The 15701-nt window shown below is 70.0% G+C and carries 16 protein-coding genes and 2 pseudogenes; 3 read left to right on the top strand and 15 right to left on the bottom strand.

Annotation, left to right across the window (positions count from 1 at the left end; all coding sequences use genetic code 11):
- Positions 1 to 45: 45 nt before the first annotated feature.
- On the bottom strand, positions 46 to 657 hold the full coding sequence (locus tag OHT74_RS39570; protein WP_328623055.1) for a hypothetical protein: 612 nt from the start codon (positions 655 to 657) through the stop codon (positions 46 to 48).
- Between the two features lie 55 nt (positions 658 to 712).
- Positions 713 to 1444: a DUF4839 domain-containing protein gene (locus tag OHT74_RS39565; RefSeq protein ID WP_328623054.1), complete on the bottom strand. Its 732-nt coding sequence runs from the start codon at positions 1442 to 1444 to the stop codon at positions 713 to 715.
- A gap of 390 nt (positions 1445 to 1834) precedes the next feature.
- On the opposite strand from OHT74_RS39565, the pseudogene OHT74_RS39560 reads away from it, so the two are divergent.
- Positions 1835 to 2167, top strand: a pseudogene (locus OHT74_RS39560) (transposase family protein); the annotation flags it as partial.
- Between the two features lie 553 nt (positions 2168 to 2720).
- On the opposite strand, the gene OHT74_RS39555 reads toward OHT74_RS39560, so the two are convergent.
- From OHT74_RS39555 to OHT74_RS39535, 5 genes are all read right to left on the bottom strand, one after another.
- Positions 2721 to 2924, bottom strand: coding sequence for a hypothetical protein (locus OHT74_RS39555; protein ID WP_328623053.1), 204 nt, complete (start codon positions 2922 to 2924; stop codon positions 2721 to 2723).
- Between the two features lie 72 nt (positions 2925 to 2996).
- The gene (locus OHT74_RS39550) at positions 2997 to 3875 is read right to left on the bottom strand and encodes a Scr1 family TA system antitoxin-like transcriptional regulator (RefSeq protein WP_328623052.1); all 879 of its coding nucleotides are present in this window, start codon (positions 3873 to 3875) and stop codon (positions 2997 to 2999) included.
- Between the two features lie 14 nt (positions 3876 to 3889).
- Complete coding sequence (locus tag OHT74_RS39545) at positions 3890 to 4420, bottom strand: DUF6879 family protein (protein ID WP_328623051.1); 531 nt, start codon at positions 4418 to 4420, stop codon at positions 3890 to 3892.
- Positions 4389 to 4634 carry a hypothetical protein gene (locus OHT74_RS39540; RefSeq protein ID WP_328623484.1) on the bottom strand — a complete coding sequence of 82 codons (246 nt, stop codon included), beginning with the start codon at positions 4632 to 4634 and terminating at the stop codon, positions 4389 to 4391. Before OHT74_RS39540 ends, OHT74_RS39545 begins: the two co-directional genes overlap by 32 nt.
- Positions 4635 to 5454: 820 nt before the next feature.
- The gene (locus OHT74_RS39535; RefSeq protein WP_328623050.1) at positions 5455 to 6018 is read right to left on the bottom strand and encodes a hypothetical protein; all 564 of its coding nucleotides are present in this window, start codon (positions 6016 to 6018) and stop codon (positions 5455 to 5457) included.
- Positions 6019 to 6072: 54 nt separating this feature from the next.
- Between OHT74_RS39535 and OHT74_RS39530 the strand changes: the two genes are divergently transcribed.
- Positions 6073 to 6330: a hypothetical protein gene (locus tag OHT74_RS39530; protein ID WP_266671858.1), complete on the top strand. Its 258-nt coding sequence runs from the start codon at positions 6073 to 6075 to the stop codon at positions 6328 to 6330.
- A gap of 214 nt (positions 6331 to 6544) precedes the next feature.
- On the opposite strand, the gene OHT74_RS39525 is transcribed toward OHT74_RS39530, so the two are convergent.
- The 3 genes from OHT74_RS39525 to OHT74_RS39515 are packed head-to-tail and all read right to left on the bottom strand — an operon-like array spanning position 6545 to position 9747.
- A complete protein-coding gene (locus tag OHT74_RS39525; protein WP_328623049.1) occupies positions 6545 to 7399 on the bottom strand; it encodes a PEP/pyruvate-binding domain-containing protein in 855 nt (284 codons plus the stop codon).
- Positions 7396 to 9105, bottom strand: a complete 1710-nt coding sequence (locus tag OHT74_RS39520; RefSeq protein ID WP_328623048.1) for a PEP-utilizing enzyme — start codon at positions 9103 to 9105, stop codon at positions 7396 to 7398. Before OHT74_RS39520 ends, OHT74_RS39525 begins: the two co-directional genes overlap by 4 nt.
- An 18-nt stretch (positions 9106 to 9123) precedes the next feature.
- Positions 9124 to 9747: a TetR/AcrR family transcriptional regulator gene (locus tag OHT74_RS39515; RefSeq protein ID WP_328623047.1), complete on the bottom strand. Its 624-nt coding sequence runs from the start codon at positions 9745 to 9747 to the stop codon at positions 9124 to 9126.
- A 132-nt stretch (positions 9748 to 9879) separates the two neighbouring features.
- Here OHT74_RS39515 and OHT74_RS39510 point away from each other — a divergent pair.
- Positions 9880 to 10020 (top strand): annotated as a pseudogene (locus tag OHT74_RS39510) (transposase); the annotation flags it as partial.
- Here the strand turns inward: OHT74_RS39510 and OHT74_RS39505 are convergent.
- From OHT74_RS39505 to OHT74_RS39480, 5 genes are all read right to left on the bottom strand, one after another.
- Positions 9964 to 10764 carry a hypothetical protein gene (locus OHT74_RS39505; RefSeq protein WP_328623510.1) on the bottom strand — a complete coding sequence of 267 codons (801 nt, stop codon included), beginning with the start codon at positions 10762 to 10764 and terminating at the stop codon, positions 9964 to 9966. The pseudogene OHT74_RS39510 and the gene OHT74_RS39505 sit on opposite strands and share 57 nt — an antisense overlap.
- Positions 10765 to 11278: 514 nt before the next feature.
- A complete protein-coding gene (locus tag OHT74_RS39500; protein WP_266671846.1) occupies positions 11279 to 11815 on the bottom strand; it encodes a GNAT family N-acetyltransferase in 537 nt (178 codons plus the stop codon).
- A gap of 298 nt (positions 11816 to 12113) precedes the next feature.
- Entirely contained in the window at positions 12114 to 12878 is a 765-nt protein-coding gene (locus tag OHT74_RS39495) for an SAM-dependent methyltransferase (protein ID WP_266671844.1), read from the bottom strand.
- A 334-nt stretch (positions 12879 to 13212) separates the two neighbouring features.
- The gene (locus OHT74_RS39490) at positions 13213 to 13425 is read right to left on the bottom strand and encodes a winged helix-turn-helix transcriptional regulator (protein ID WP_266671842.1); all 213 of its coding nucleotides are present in this window, start codon (positions 13423 to 13425) and stop codon (positions 13213 to 13215) included.
- A gap of 1121 nt (positions 13426 to 14546) precedes the next feature.
- Positions 14547 to 15653 carry a mechanosensitive ion channel family protein gene (locus tag OHT74_RS39480; protein WP_328623046.1) on the bottom strand — a complete coding sequence of 369 codons (1107 nt, stop codon included), beginning with the start codon at positions 15651 to 15653 and terminating at the stop codon, positions 14547 to 14549.
- Positions 15654 to 15701 lie beyond the last annotated feature (48 nt).

The following is a 15701-nucleotide window of genomic DNA, read 5'->3' as shown; positions in this document are numbered from 1 at the left end:
AAGATCAGGCTACAGACTTAGAGCCGCCATTTCTGACGCATCACACTAGATGTACGTCGGCACCTCCGGCGGGGCTGCGGCTTCGGTCAGGTACGGCCAGTCCAGCACGGTGCCGGCGCGTTCGGCCGCTGCACGGCGGCGATGTAGCGCCGTGCAGCGGATACCGCCGCCGGGGTGCCACTCCATCACGGGTGCGATGCCCCCGTGTTCCTCGCACCAGACCGCCAGAACCAGGCCGCCGCAGTCCTGCCGGCGGCACACGCTCCTGGCCCGGCCGGGCGTACGGCACGCCGTGGCGGCGCCCCGCAGGCCGGCTGGCCAGGACAGCGTCACCCGCAGACCGCCCGACCCCGGCCGGAACCGCTCCACCATCCTCACGTCACCCAGCACCGCCAGAGGCCGCGTGCCCGGCACGGTCAGCCGGCGCACCGACGCCCCCCACTCCCGGCCCGTCAGCCCCCGCAGCGCCTCGGCGTCCTCATCAGTGGACCAGCCCGACAACCGGTCTTCGCCCTCGGGATCGTCGGCCAGGAGCAGCCACGGGTCCTCGAGGCGGAACCGGTGCGTACCGCCACCGGGGACGGCCAGCACGAGCGAGGCTATCGGAACCCCCGCAGGAACGTCGATCTTGTGATGGGCCAGGAGCCAGGCGACCACCGCGCGCCGGTCGAACTCAGGTTGGTCACTTTGCCGAAGCCCTGGCCCGTCTTGACTACCGGGTTTCCGTCGAGACGGGGTCGAGGGCGAAGAGGCACTGCTTCGCGTTGAATTCGCCCACCTCGGCGACGAAGCGGAACTTATCGCCCGCGCGGACGGTGGCGGGGGTGTTCCGGCCGGTCAGCTTCAGGTCGAGGATGTTGACGTCCTCGTACTTGAAGGCCGGGCCGATCCCCGTGTTCGGTCCCTTGTCGCCTGGGCCCAGGAGAAGGTCGTAGCGGGTGTCGTAGTCACCGTGGGGCGCCATGTGCACGATCGAACCATCGAACGCGACCGTCTTGCCCTTGTACTTGGTCGCGAAGTCTGGGTTCGCGTTGTCGCACGAGTCCGGCGTCTTCAGCAGCGCCGCGAACTCCGGGTTGTTCTGAGGCGTGATCACCTCAGCGGCAGCCGACCTGGCCGCGGTCGGAGCCGACGTGGCGGAGGGCTCTGTGATCGCAGTGGCCGCCGTCGGCTTGTTCGACTCGTCCTTACTCTCGCCTCCGTCCTCGAGTGCCGCGGCCACGCCGATGACGATGGCGAGGATCACGAGGCCGCCGACCGCGGTGCCGATCAGGAGCCGCGGCAGCGGCTTTTTCGGCCGGCGGAAATCGAGGGTGGAGCGCAGCATGCCCTGGGCTTGTTCGACGAGCTCCCAGCCGTCCTTCTGCATCTTCGCGATCACCAAGCTGTCGGTGCCGCGAACTGTCTGCACGGTCTTGTACTCGTACTTGATCTCGTCGGCCATGCGGCTCCGCCCCCGAAATGAACTGTTCATACCAACTGCCTCGCGAGCATAGGGGACTCCACGAGGAACACGGCATACCCGACGTCACCCTCGGCCCCGAGCTGGCGCTTCGGACCAAGGAGCACTCGGTCGGAGGCAAGCCGGCTCGCCAGGTCGAACGCTACTCTGTGACGATTGTGGCGCCGGACACCGTCGATCCCGCACTTGCCGCCCAGCCGGATGCGATCCGTGCCTGGCGCTGGTGGACCATCACCGACATCCGCAGGACCTCGAAGACAATCTGCCCTGTCGGCTTCGCGAATCTCGTCTCGCACTTCCTCCAAGACCATGCCAGTCGTGGAACTCCGCTCGCCAGATTCCAGGTCCGGGTATGCGGGAAGCGCTACTCGGAGCGCCCGCCCGGCCCCGGGGAACAAGGCGGACGCACACGTCTGGCGTGAGTCCGGCCTGCCGGCCGCGGCGGCTGGCACGACGGTCATCGCGGACGGCGCCTACCTGGGCACCGGGCTGATCGTCCCGCACCGCAGAAGGGCCGGACGTCCCCTCCTGCGCGGCCAGGAGGAGGACAACGCCGAACACCGCCGGGTCCGTGCCCGCGTCGAGCACACCTTCGCCCGCATGAAGAACTGGAAGATCCTCCGCGACTGCCGCCAGAAAGGAGACGGCCTCCACCACGCTGTCCAGACCGTCGCCACCATGCACAACCTCGCCACGGCAGGGTGAAACAGCAGGCCAAGAACTACTCCGGCCTGCCCGAACCGAGCCTTCTGCAACACCCTTTAGAGGTGTTCGATTCGGTCGCGGTGTGACACGAAAAGGGTGGAATTTCATCTGATGCATCATTCGATTTTGTCGAGTGACGGCGTCTGACCTGCTCGAAGGCCCGCAGAGGGCAGTCCCTTCGGGTGAAGAGAACGGCTCTGACCTGGCGGGAGTCCTCCTGACGCCACGAGGTTGCGTTGGACGCAACCATGAACCGGCAGCAATCCGAACGCGGCGACTGGCCTGTCGCGGGCTGCCCCGGTGTCGGCAGCCCTACCGTGCGGGCATGCCTGACGCCCTGCCCTCGCGGAAGCGGTCGGCCCTGCTCGGCCTCCTGCGCAACGGACAGGACGTCGCCGCCGCCACGCAGGCCGCGGGTGCGGAGGTTCGGGATGCGTTCACCGCGGCCCGTGCCAGCGCGCCACGAGTGGGGAGGGGTAGAGGCCGACGACGCGGCCGTGGGCCTGGCGGTCGCGGTCGAACACTGCCTGCCCGACGGCGTACCGGCGGGCGGTCACGGGTGGCCGGCCCGCGCGCAGCGCTTCATGAGGACCTGCATGTCCGTGACGACCGTGCCGCGCAGATGGCCGGTGGCGGTGTCGCGACGGTCCGCGTAGGCCCGGCAGCGGGCACAGGCCGGCGGGGGCTTCAACAGGGCCGGCGGGAACAGCTTGAGGGCCTCTTGGCGGGCGCGGCTGTAGTCGGCGATCTCTGCCATCGAAGGGACCTCTCGTGCGCGGCATGCCGGGGGTGCTGGCTCTTCGACGCTAGAGATCCGTAGTGAGCGTGCTCAATGTTCTTGCGGAAAATTGCGTGTGGGTCGCTGGCATGCCGTACGGGCCTGCTCGATGCGTGCGCGTGCCGCGGGGCCGTAGGCGGCTATGGCGGCGAGTTGGGCGAACGCTTTCTCGTAGAGGGCGAGCTCTCCGGGTGCGGTGATGGTTACGCGGGCTGCCAGGAGCTCGATGCCGACCTGGGCGGTGTCGTAGACAGTGAAGGACTCCATCGCCCACAGGGGTCTGGGGGTGCCGGCAGGGATGATGCCGAGGGATACCTGGGGCAGGGCCATGACGTCCAGGAGGTGGTCGAGCTGGGCGGCGGTGGTCTGCGGGTCGGCGATGCCGGGGCGCAGGGTTGTGTCCTCCAGGAGGAAGGCGAAGGTGCGTCCGCGTCGGGTGAGGAGCTTGGCGCGGGCGGTGCGGGCCCGGGCCGCGCTTTCGACGTCGGTGTCGGGGGTGTGGTGGAAGGTGCTGTAGGCGGTGATGACGGTGGTGGCGTAGTCGTGGGTCTGCAGGAGGCCGGGGACGACGTTGGAGCAGTAGACGCGGAAGGTGCGGGTGCGGTCCAGGAGCGGGGCGATCTCCTGCTGCAAGCGGGTCAGGCCGGCCCGGTTGAGGCGTTTCCACTCCATGTACATGGAGCTCGCGGTGCGGGAAGCGGCGATCAGATCCGCCTCTTGATCGGCGGCGCCGCAGGCATCGGTCCAGAGGCGGATGTCGGTGTCGGAAGGGGGTGCTTGGCCGCGTTCGATGCGGGAGGTCTTCGCCGGATGCCAGCCGCAGCGCGCTGAGAGCACGGCGCCGGTCAGGCCCGCGTCCAGGCGCAGGTGCCGCAGCCGCACCGCGAGCGCGGTGCGGGCCTCCTGGGCGCTGGACAGGGGCGAGGACATCGACAGGTTCCGGGTCAGGCTTTGTAGTCGGCCAGCGGGGTCGCGCACTCCCACACCGCCGTGAACGCCGTCGCGCAGAGTGCGGCTGCGGCGGGGTCGTCGGACATCTCTCCTTCGGTGGGGGCGCCGTTGCCGCTGAAGTGGTTCCACCGGATCAGCCGGCCGTCGATCAACCAGAAGTCGTTGCCCGGTAGCGCGATCTTGGAGGCGTGCCGGCGCGGCAGGTAGCGGATATCCTCGCCCGTGGCCGCGTTCACCGCGGCGCCGGCCAGGCCGTAGCGGGCGTAGTCGGACAGCGGCTCGGAGACGATCCGGGCCCGGCGGACGACTACGCCGCGGGCGACCGTACGGCGCACCAGGTCCACCCAGAACCGCCAGTAGTCCGATGCGGGGTCCATCTCCCGGGTGCCGGTGGCCAGCCAGTGGGCGAAGGCCGGGGACTCGGCCGGCACACCGTAAGCGTCGCGCATCTCCAAATGCAGCGCCGAGGCCTGGGCACCGTCGAGGAGTTCATCAAAGCCCGGCACGACGTCGCTCCGCGTCATCACACGCCTCCCTCAACAACTCGACCATCCGAGCGGGCAGACGAACCACGGCCTCCGTGTCGGGGATGTCCCCCGCCTCGAGGCACTCGGCGATGACCGCCGGCTCCGCTTTCCAGCCCTGCACGAGCACATCACCCGACGCCTCGTCGACCCACACCGACGGACACTGCCCCGTATCGGAGTCCGGGTCCTTACCCACGAACCGTAAAGCCACGACCGCCCCCTCCATCACACCGATTGCGGAAAATTGCGAGCCTGACACCAGAGAAGCAGCACAGCCCGGTGGCGGTCCAGACACCTCGTGGACATCTTTTGGGGGAAGTCGGTCCGCTCCGTGCAGGAGCGCGCCCGGTGCACGCCGGTACCGCCTACCCGCTCCGGGAAGCCGCCGTGTCGGCGGCGCCAGGTCACCGCGGCGGCCCGGCTCACCCCGGTGATCCGATCCCCCTCCGCTGTCGGCGGGCGGCATGGTCTGGGGCCGGAGGGAACGTGCCGGTCAAGCAAGGTGGGCAAGGCCCACGTCGCGCGAGGCGGCGACCTGGTCCGGGTGGACGTCGGGGAAGTCCACCTCACCACCGAGGCAGACGAAGAGACCGGCCCGGACCGAAAGGTCGGCGCGTACGCGGGAGCCCCCCGGGGCAAGCGGTGGTTGAGCTGGTACACGGCGCGGGCGTCATCAGGCAAGAGGGCGGCTTTTACGTGGCTTGCCGCAGGGCTGGCGGCTGCCGGGCTGATGTCACTGCGGTTCGACCCGCGGGTGCACGGGGCGAGCGGCAGCCTGACGGGGGAAATCACGATGGCCGAGTTAGCACCTCACCCCCACCAAACCCGGACACCCCTGGCAGGGACGCCGCTTCACGATCCTTTTGTAGCCGGGTACCAGGCCGGCTGCGTTCGCGTGCGCTCGGAAGCCGCAGTGACTGCCGGGTCTGAACGGGAGCTGCGTGCTGCCTCCGGGCGCCGTGAGGGGGAACAGGCAGGAGGCGAGGCGAGCGTTCTTGTCGCCGCAGCTCTGCGGCTCGGGGTGAAGCGGCTCACCTGCCGTTGCAGACCCGGTTGAAGGCGCGGTTGGCCGCCTGGGTCCAGGCCTGCCAGTAGGCGTCGCTGTGCTGCTGGCCGGACTTGTCCGCCACCGGCTTGGTCTCGCAGCTCTTCTTGGCCGCCGCGGCGCCCGCCTGGGTGCCGGCCTCGCGGCCCTGAGCAATGTCCCGCCGGGAACCCGGCTGGACCGGGGGCGTGTTCTGCGGGTTCTGAGGCTTCGGTGTCGCCGCCGAGCCCACCTTCTTGCAGTTCACGAAGATGAAGTTCTGGTCCTCGTTGACCGCGAGGACCGTGTAGTCGACGTTCTTCTGGAAGCGCTGCACGCGGAAGGTTCCGTCCGGGCCTATCGCCAGGTCCACGGTGCTCTCGCCGTCGTTGAGCTTGCGGGGTCCCGTGAACCCCTCGCCGGTGATCACGACGTACGTGTCGTTCGGCCCCGGCGTGACCGTACAGCTGGCGGCCGGAACTGCCGCGCCAGCGGCCGGTGCGAAGACGACGGCACCGCCGCATACGAGGACACCCTGGTACATCGGGAAGAGATCGCCGCCCGCATACACGCCACCGATTCACAGTTCGAACGGACGAAGGGATACATCCGCGACCACATCACCATGGAAAAGGGCAAGGCCTTCCTCGCCTACCGCGGCGGTTACCTGATCACAACCGATCCGGCAAAGATCGCCGAGCCCAGTGGACCGAGGAAGACATCGTCCGCTGACAACGGCACCTTGAAGAGGCGGGTCCGAGAACTGGCCGCGGAGAACAAGTCGCTGATCGGCAAACTGGCCGCGTCCCGCGACAACATCCGGTTCGCCGACAAACGGATCGCCGAACTCGAGACCCAAATCCTCGAACACCAACGGACCTGAGAAGCCCTACCTCAACCGATCTTGGAACGTAGGTCGAACATTCCTGATCACCTTCGACGGCCGACTCCCAGTGGCCCGTCAGTAGCCCCAACCACCATGGTCACACCGTTCGGCTGACCCTCTCTGGGTCGTGCCCCATCTGGGACGCCGCCAGCATCTTCAACCACAAGCAGTCCACGCTCGTCCCGAGCTGAGGTGGGTGGCTACGCAGGGGTCAGTGCGGGGGCACGGCCCCGGTCATCGGCCGGCGCTGGAGCAGACGGAGACGGTCGGCGACGAAGGCCCACTCCAGGTCCTGCGTCCCGCCGAAGACCTGCTCGCAGCGGGCGGTGAGTTCCCGCAGGCTCTCCAACCGCGTCTCGTCGAGGCAGAGTCGGTGAATTCGGTCGGCGGGGACCGGGACCTGGCTCGTTCCGCCGGCCAGCGCGGGCTCCACGGCCAGGTCCTTCATGCCTGCCGTGCGCTCGATCACCCGGCCGTCGCGGCGGACCCGGTAGTGATCCGGTACGACCAGGCCGCTGACCACGGCTTCGCCCAGGCCCCAACTCGCCTCGATCACCAGGACGTCGGAGCCGTCGAGGGGGTCTCGGGAGAACAGGACTCCGGCGCACTCGGGTACCACCAACTCCTGTACCACCACTGCCACTCTGGGCAGGCCGGGCAGCCCGAGCCGCTCACGGTAGGCGAGCGCGGCGGCCGAGTGCGCCGAATCTCTCACCGTTCGGACCGCCTCGGTCAGCCCGTCCGGACCCCGTACGTTGAGGCAGGTGAGGTGCTGTCCGGCGAAGCTCGCCGCGGCCGAGTCCTCGCCCAGTGCGGATGAACGCACGGCCAGCCCGCCGCCCTGCAAGTCGGTGGTCGACACGTGCAGGGCGGCGAGCGCCTCGTCGTCGCCTTCTGCGACGGCGTCGACAAACAGCCATTCCAGGGCGATTCCTTCCGGTACCGGTAGACCGGCCCGGGCGGCGGCCGCGAGCTGTGAGGCCTTGCCGCCGTACCGGCTCTCGTCGGTGGCCAGGCGGAGCGGCACCGGGGCGGACCACGTGCTCGGCGACAGCGGACCGGTCATCGGACCACCGCCGCCTCTCCGGCCCGGCCGTCGACCCGCACCCAGGCGCCGTCGGGTATCACTGCCGTGGCATCCGTGCATCCGACGACGCCGGGGATGGCGAACTCCCGGGCGACGATGGCGGCGTGGGAGAGCGCCCCACCGCGATCGGTGACGATCGCGCCGAGCAGTGGCAAGACGATGTTGAAGGCCGTGGTGGTCGCGCCGGTGACCAGGACGTCCCCGGGCTGGATGCGGTCGAACTCGGGCACGCCGCTGATCACCCGTGCCGTGCCCTCGTACACGCCCGGGCTCGCGCCGAGCCCGTGCACGGTCCGCCCCTCGGTCCGCGCTGCCGGGTTGCTGAACATGGCAAGGACGATGGCCCCGAGGGCGCGTTCCAGGCGTGCCGCGGCGGGCGGCAGCCAATCAGGCGGCAGCGGGTCGCCCGGGGGTGGACCCAGCATCGGCGGCGCGTCCGCGTACCGGGCGTGGTCGCGGTAGTGCGCCCGGGCGGCAAGTTCTGCGGCGTCGGGCCCGGAGCCCGTACGGACCAGGGCGCGTAGCTCGGCGTAGCCCGCCTCGGCCAGATGGGCGGGTGCGTAGATCCGGCCCTGCTCGGTGAGCCGTCGGCCGGCCGCCAGGATGGCGCGCCGGGTGAGGCCGATGGCCGGCAGGTCCGCGCACGACCCGCGCTCGTCGCGCAGCCGGGAGACCAACCGCGCCTCGGCGAGCAGCTCGTCGAAGCGGGAGCGGTGCGGCGCGGGTACGGCGGCGCGAAGGTCGGCCGCCGCGTCGGCGCACTGGTCGGCGCGGGCGTCCGCCGCCTGGGGCCTCGTCGAGGAGGAGACCGCCGAGCGAATGGCCGCGAGCACGACGGCGGGCAACTCCGCCACGCAGGGATCGCCCACGTCCTCGCCATTGACGGGGCGCCAGCCCGCCGACTCCAGGTACTCGGCGAGGGCGGTACTCGTACGTCCCGCGACGGCCCCCAGCGACGCCAGCACCTCCTGGGGTCGCGCCGGGGAGGCAAGCAGCTCGCTCGCCCGGGGGTCCGCTGCTACGGCGGCGGCCAGCTCGGCCAGTTCCTCCCGGTCCGCCAGCGGGTCGGGGCTCGATCCGGCCAGCGGGGCAAGGATCTCGCCGGTGGTACGCCCGGTCCACTCCTGACAGTGTGCGAGCAGATCGCCCATCGGCAGCAGTGCCGGCATGTTGAACAGGTGGTGCAGGTAGCCGGCTCGGCGCTGGTGCTCCCGGCACCGGTCGAGGTACGCGAGCAAACTGCCGGTATCGAGGAGACCGGGCTCGACCTGCTGTAGTTCGCGCCGCTCGCGCTGTAGCGCGGGTCTGACCTCCTCGTCCCAGCGGCACAGGTCCTCGCGCCACAGCTTGCGCTCGAAGACGGTCGCGCTGGTCGCGAGCCTGGTGCGGATCTCGGGATGATCGGCGGCAAGGCGTTCCCAGACCTCTCTCGGCGGGTGGTCCGTGGCGTCCGGCGGGGCCCCCAGCGGCTGGGGATGGTAGTAGCAGAAACCGTTGACGAAGGCCCAGTCCAGCCGTTCGAGCAGCGACCCGTACCGGCGGAGGCTCTCTCCGAAGCCGCGGTGCATCTCCTCGATGAAGATCTCGGCGTGGAACCTGGTCACCGGGCGGGTGAAATGGGTCGGGTCCAGGAACCAGGTACCCGGCCCCGGTGGAGCGAAAGTGCGTTCCGTGGCGATGCTCATGGCTCTCCTCCTCGCCGGTCATCCGCTCGGGTGGCGTAGCGGGCCGTCCGGGTCTCGCCGCAGCTCGTCCGTGAGCACCCGCACCGCCCAGGCGGCGGCCATGCCTGCCTCCGCCCCGTCGAGCCCTGCCTGCAGCCGCATGGCCTGCCAGGCCGGGGCGCTCACCAGCAGGTACAGCACGGCGACCGCGCGGCGGCGGGCTACCGGGTCGGCCTCCGCCGTGAGCTCGGCCAGCGCCGCCTCCACCGAGTGGAACCGGTCCCTGCGGCCCTGCTCCCGCAGCGGCCGGGCCGCCTTGGAGTTCAGCATGGCGAGGATCAGCGGTGCGTGCTCGTCGTACGAGCGGTAGAGCTCCGGCGCCACGCGGCGCAGCCCGTCCAAGGTGTCCGGGTAGGACTGCGTGAGCACGTGCAGATTCTCCTGGGCCCACCCGCTCCAGGCCGCGAAGAGCGCCTCCCTGGTCGGGAAGTGCCGGTAGACGGTGCGGACGGCGACGCCTGCGCGCTCCGCCACGAGCGGGATGGTCAGCTCCTGGACGGTTTCGTCGGCGATGGCCTCGGTGAGCGCGGCGAGGATCAGCTGCCGGGTCTGCTCAAGCTGGCCGGCGCGCAGCGGACTCTCGTACGCGCGCTTCTCTTTCATGGCACGTCGACAGTACTCCAATTCACGCTAAACTGTCAAGAAACGGTAATAATCTCCCCCCAAGGAGGGATGGAGGCTGAGAGAGACGTTGGACGGACATCCGGCTCTCACCGGCTGCGTGGGAAGGTCGGTGAGCGCGAGGGCCGGGAGGTGGAACCGAGCGCGGGGATCATCGACGCGCAGTCGGTGCGGGCCGCCGCGTCGGTGCCGGCCGCCTCACGCGGCTACGACGGCGGCAAGAAAGTCCCGGGCCGCAAGCGGCACATCATCACTGCTGAACATCCCCGACGCCTCCTGGACCAGCCACCCTCGCTCCGCCAGGCGCTCGGCCTTCGACCGCACCCCCTCGACCTTCGCCGGTGTCGGCTCCAGCCCCAGCACCACCACGCTCTCCCTGTCCCGCACCGGCTGTTGACCCGGCCGGCCCAGCACGCCCAGGATCCGCTGGTAGTCCAGCGCGAGAACTGTCGCGGGCAGCCCTTCCCGCCAGGGCGGCACGGTCGTCCCCGGCAACGGCACCGGTGCGGGCACGGCTTTCCCCTCACCCCCGGTCTCCATCACGGCGGTGGTTTCGGCAGCGGACACGGCCAGAGCCTCGACGAGCTCCTCCCGCAGCTCGTTCGGGTCGTCCGCGACGTCCGGGGGCACCAGCGACATCGCCGCCTTGGAGCGCTCGCCGTCACCGAGGCGGGCAACGGCATGGTCGGCCCTGCCCTCGTTTCCAGGTTCCATCGCACCGAGCAGGCCGAGGAGGTTGAGCAGTTCCTGCTGCTGCACCTCCGCGGTGAACAGCTCCTTCTCCTCTGGTTCCAGACCGAGCCGGAACCGGCCGCCGCTGGCCTTCACGTATTCGCGCACGACCTCCATCAGGGGGCCGAACTGCTCCTTGGGCATCCGGGCCCGGAGCGTCTCCACCCAGACCTTCCGCCCGCCGGTCTGGGTTACGCCCGTCTCGACCCCGCCCGGCCGCCGCGTCTGGGCGGGGGTGTACTGTGGCGAATGGTTGAACGTGTTCAATTTCAAGATCGCCCGGCACTCCCGGAGCGAGCAGGGGGAATGCGCAGTGGTGCGGAAGATGACGGGCAGGCGGACCCTGTGCGTCGCGGGGTACGCGACAACGGCCCAGTACGCGGCCATCGGCATCGTCCTGATCGCACTGTCCCTGGTCACCGAGGGGCTGCCCATCGAGCGCAGCGACTGGAGAACGCCACCTGGCCGGTGGTTCAGCCGGGCTGGGCCGGGAGGCGGCGCATGGCTGTGGACAGCCTTCGCCTGCCCGCGAAAGCCGCACACACGCGACGTACACCGTCATGGGTGGAGCCCCGCCCGCAACGGTGCCCGACCCCTGTAGTGGCTTCGCTTCCCGGAGTACTGGAATGCCGCGTGAAGCCGTTGCTCGATTCGCTCCCCAACCCCGCAGGGATGGGCGATCTCGGTGGTGGTGACCTGCGAACAGCTCATCAGGTTCGCGATTCCCCCGACGCGAAGGTCATGCCGGTGAGCCGGCGGGGGTGCCGCCGGCTCAGGGCGTCTACTTGCCGAGGTTGTAGTGCCGGGTGACCGCGAAGCGGGTAAATCCTCCGGCGTCTTCGGCCGTAGTGATGTACCGCTCGAAGCCGGCCTTCTCCAGGACGCGGACGGAGGCCGGGTTCGGCAGTTCCACACCGGCGGCCACAGTGTGGACAGCGGGCGCGGTGAGGGCGAAGGCGGCGAGTGCCCGGATGGCGTCGGTGGCGTAGCCCCGGCCGCGGCGGGAGGCGACGACCCCGTACCCGAGCTCGAGGACCCCCTCGGTGGGCGGCCAGAACAGGCCGATCGATCCGACGACGAGACCGCTGTCCCGTTCGATGATCAGCCGATGGCCGTACGTGCCGAGCCATGCGGGGTTGTCGCCGAGGAGGCTCGCGATGACGCTGTCGCCTTCGGAGGGGAAGTCTCCGGCCCAATCGGCCGGCCGGGTGCCGCCCGCGCAGTCGAGGACAGCCGCGGCTTCGGCCGCGGTCCAGGTACGGAGGACGAGCCGCTCGGTGGTCAGTTCGGTGAGGTCCTTGGAAAGGGAGGAATGCACGTGTGACTCCTGGTCATTGGAACGACCCGGACCGCGTCGCGTCGCTTCAGCGCGCGGACCGGAAAAGGGCATGCTGAGGAAGGCCACTGAGGGCCATATTCATCAACCTCCCCGGACCAGGGTCGTGTTCGCGCGTTGTCCGCGCCGAGGCGACCGTAACAGACCAAGTGGAGAGCTCCGGGCTCAGGCCGGATTACGTCAGTCCCGGTCCTGCTGGGCGGGCTTCCCCACACTCGCCCCGGCCCTGAAATCGCTTCGATTCCGAGGACATTCGAGCGCTGCCGGCGGCTGCTGCGTCCTACCGCTTGCGTGCGGTCACCAGTGCGAAGGAGAGGTGCTCCCCACCGTCCTCAGTGAGCATGTCGATCACCGGCCGGTTTGCCTTCTCGCCGTCCGGCTGGTGCTCGGCGCAAGCACGCGCCCACAAAAGCCAGTCCCGCCAGGCGTCCTCCTGGAGTCGCGCGGAGGTGACGTCCACCAGTTCGGTGATCTCCCACTGGAACCGCCACCACTCCGCCGTGTGCCACGCGACGGCCTCCCAGCCGACCACGCGCTTGATGTGGGGCGGGATCACGCCGAGGTCGCGGACCTCACGGGTCATGCCGGGAGTGGCCACGCCGAGTTGACCGCCGGGACGGAGGAAGTGGGCCAGATAGGGCAGGTAGCCGTCGGCAGTGCCGAAGTACTCGAACGCGTCGATGCTCACGATCGCATCGAAGCTCTCCGCCTCGAACGGCAGGGCGTGTGCCTCCGCCCGTACCGCTGTCACCCGGTCGCCGACCCCCGCCTCCCCGAAAACGGCGGCCGCGTCCTCCGCGGGTATCCACCAGTCGGCAGCGACGACGTCCACACCGAACTCCCGGGCCAGGAAGACGGACGTGGCGCCCTTGCCGGAGCCGAGGTCAAGGACCCGCATCCCGGGCCGGAGATCGAGGTCCCGAACCAAGTCCTCCAGGAGCCACAACGGGTTCGGGCCCATGTCGAGGCGCACAAGCCAGGCCGGGTCGTAGCGGGAAGAACGCGGGTAGCGGTCGGGCCGCACAAGATCATTCAAAGCAGTCACGGACGAACTCAAACCGCCGCCCCGCCCGGGCGCAACTGCTTTCCTGTGTAAGTCGACGATCCCGGCCGGGACATGGCGGCCGACTTGCGAGCCGCCGAGGACTGGTCGTTGGAAACCTTCGACCAGGCCCAGACCTGGGCGCGCACGGGAACACCAGCCGACCGCGATCCCGACCTCAACCGCTCGGGTTCACGAGGTGCCGGTCCGCACGTTCCCGCGAGAGGTCGCTGTGATCCAGCGACGGCATCGTTTCGTGATCCGGCTACCGGTCTACTGGACGATCAGCGGTGGCCGTCGGCGCGGGCGACCTCGTATACCTCAGACGTAGAGGTTGTCAGCGGGTGTCGAAGCGGTCCTGGGATGCCACGACGGTGTCCGCATAGCGTGCGGCCCAGGTGCCCATCGCGCGGATGGGAACCAGCAGGGCTCTGCCGGCCTCGGTGAGGGTGTAGTCGACGCGCGGTGGCACTTCGGCGTAGCGGCGGCGGTCCACCAGGCCGTTGTACTCCAGTTCGGCTGGCCGACCAGCACGGCATCCGGGGCTCACCCCCAGCGCGCCGAACAGCGCTGGAGTCGCTCCGTGTCGCGAGAGCGCAGCGGCCCTTGACGTCCTCTCAGAACTGTTGGAGTGGATGGCGTTTGGGGCTGGGAGGATGGGTTAGACGCGTCGATGTCGGAAGCGCACCTGGGGGGTGGGCTTCCGGAGCGAGCCCCGCCGCATGACGCCCCTTCCCCCCGGCGTCATGCGGCAGGCCCGCCCGCATGACGGGCTGCCGCCCGGATCCGTACGGCACCCGGACACCACCGAACCCCGGCCTCCTCCCGGCCGAGGAACCGGGGCCGTCCGGCGAACCCCCGGCGCCGGCGCTCAGACCGCCGCCCCCGGGCAACGGACCCGACGGCAGCAGCCCGACGCATGATCAATATCGAGGAAGTCCGGAGCCGCCGGCCGTTCGGGGCCTCACCTTCCCCTGCCAGGTGGCTCAGGAGCAGCGCCGTGTAACGGATCCCACCACCGGGATGCACTCCACCACCGCTCAACTCCGCTTCGCCCGACCGGACAGCGACGAAGAGCCAGTACAGCAGTCCTGGCCGATCACCACAGGCTCCATTCCAGGCGCCCCACGCCCCGTTGCCTCACCATCGGGCGCAACCGGCCTGAGACCGGCCACCAGGCGCTGTCCGCCGGGGCTCCGGCGCCCGCTCGGCGCTTGCCTGCGTTGGCAGACAGGGAGCCGAAGCTCATCGCCGAGACGTTGAGCAGGGGCATGTCGTACGGCTCGGTGCAGCCGGAGCCGCCGACCCGGATCCGGGGCGGATCGGCCCGTACCGGGTGCGGGGGCCATGGACGGGGTGAGGTGTTCGCTGCCGGGCCGGTGGAGGTCGAGCTCGGTACCGAACGGCTCCTCTGCGTCGGTGCCCTTGGCCCGCTCGTAGACGATGCGTTGCAGGAGGTCGTACGAGGCAACCAGGACGAGCGGCAGCAACGGTACGGCCACGGCCCACCACCAGGGCGAGAGGAGGACGGCAGCAACCGCGGCGAGCGCTGCTGCGGCGCCGGGCAGGATCAGGGTGAGTGTCTTCAGCATGCTCCGCTTGTGTCCCGACGACCGCGTGCCAAGCCTTCCCGGGGGTGCCGGGGTCGCGCCGGCACGTGGGAGGCGTGGTTCACCCCGCCGCCTGCGGCCGAGCGCGCGCGGCTCCGGCGGCGTCCGGCGCGGGCGCCTGTTCCGGCACCGGTGCCGATACCGGGTCCAGCACGATGCGCGGCAGGGCATACGGGTGCTTCTCCGCAAGCCAGGCGACCAGTTGCTCCCGTACGGCGCAGCGCGCCGTCCACAGGTCGTCGGGGTCCTTGGCCGTGACGATGACCCTCACCACGATGGTGGAGGGCGTCGTCTCGGTGACGACGAGGTCCCAGCCGCGGCCGTCCCACTCCTTGCAGTTGTGCAGGATCTCCTCGGCCTTGTCACGCATGAGGTCCACGGGTGCGCGGTGGTCGCAGTGGAGGAAGACGGTGCCGGTCATCTGGATGCCGCCGCGCGACCAGTTCTCGAAGGGGCGGGTCGTGAAGTACGAGACGGGCATGGTGATGCGGCGTTCGTCCCAGGTGCGTACGGCGAGGAAGGTGAGGGTGATGTCCTCGACCACCCCCCACTCGCCCGCGACGACGACCGTGTCGCCGATGCGCACCATGTCGCCGAAGGCGATCTGGAAGCCCGCGAAGAGGTTTCCGAGGGTGGATTGGGCGGCGACGCCGGCCACGATTCCGATGATTCCGGCGGAGGCCAGCACGGAGGTGCCGAGCGCGCGGAAGCTCGGGAAGGTGACGAGCATCGCGGCGACCGCGATGACGGCCACGAGGACCGTCACCACCCGCATGATCAGGGTCACCTGGGTACGGACGCGGCGCAGCCGGGCCGGGTCGCGGGTGGAGGTGGCATAGCGGGCGTACCCCGACTCGACGACGGCGGAGGCCACGGCCACCAGCAGCCAGGCCCCTGCGCCGATCAGGGTGAGGGAGAGCGCCCGGCCCACGGCGGCGGCGTGGTCGTGCAGCGGTGGCCACGCGATCTGCCGGTAGGCACCCCTGAGCAGCGCGGCGAACAGCACGATCAGCAGGGCGCGCCGGCACCGGCGCAGCAGGTTCCACAGGGGCGTCTCGGGGTGGCGCGCGTCGGCCCGGCGCAGCAGCAGGTCGACGACCCAACCGGCCGCGAGGGTGAGCAGGAGAGAGCCGCCCAGGACGGTCAGCACACGAAGAGCGCTGTTCATATCTCCTCAACGGATGTAGGCGACATGGACGTTCACGCCCCTGCCCGC

Origin of the sequence: Streptomyces sp. NBC_00354 (assembly GCF_036106915.1) — a bacterium.
Classification (GTDB): domain Bacteria; phylum Actinomycetota; class Actinomycetes; order Streptomycetales; family Streptomycetaceae; genus Streptomyces.
This window is presented reverse-complemented; position numbering and strand designations above follow the sequence as displayed.

Excerpts from the sequence above, each read along its gene's own strand:
- OHT74_RS39565 (WP_328623054.1), bottom strand. The coding sequence starts at position 1,444 with ATGGCCGACGAGATCAAGTACGAGTACAAGACCGTGCAGACAGTTCGC.
- OHT74_RS39550 (WP_328623052.1), bottom strand. The coding sequence starts at position 3,875 with ATGTCCTCGCCCCTGTCCAGCGCCCAGGAGGCCCGCACCGCGCTCGCG.
- OHT74_RS39480 (WP_328623046.1), bottom strand. The coding sequence starts at position 15,653 with ATGAACAGCGCTCTTCGTGTGCTGACCGTCCTGGGCGGCTCTCTCCTG.
- OHT74_RS39530 (WP_266671858.1), top strand. The coding sequence starts at position 6,073 with ATGGAAAAGGGCAAGGCCTTCCTCGCCTACCGCGGCGGTTACCTGATC.
- OHT74_RS39515 (WP_328623047.1), bottom strand. The coding sequence starts at position 9,747 with ATGAAAGAGAAGCGCGCGTACGAGAGTCCGCTGCGCGCCGGCCAGCTT.
- OHT74_RS39545 (WP_328623051.1), bottom strand. The coding sequence starts at position 4,420 with ATGACGCGGAGCGACGTCGTGCCGGGCTTTGATGAACTCCTCGACGGT.
- OHT74_RS39525 (WP_328623049.1), bottom strand. The coding sequence starts at position 7,399 with ATGACCGGTCCGCTGTCGCCGAGCACGTGGTCCGCCCCGGTGCCGCTC.
- OHT74_RS39555 (WP_328623053.1), bottom strand. The coding sequence starts at position 2,924 with ATGGCAGAGATCGCCGACTACAGCCGCGCCCGCCAAGAGGCCCTCAAG.
- OHT74_RS39520 (WP_328623048.1), bottom strand. The coding sequence starts at position 9,105 with ATGAGCATCGCCACGGAACGCACTTTCGCTCCACCGGGGCCGGGTACC.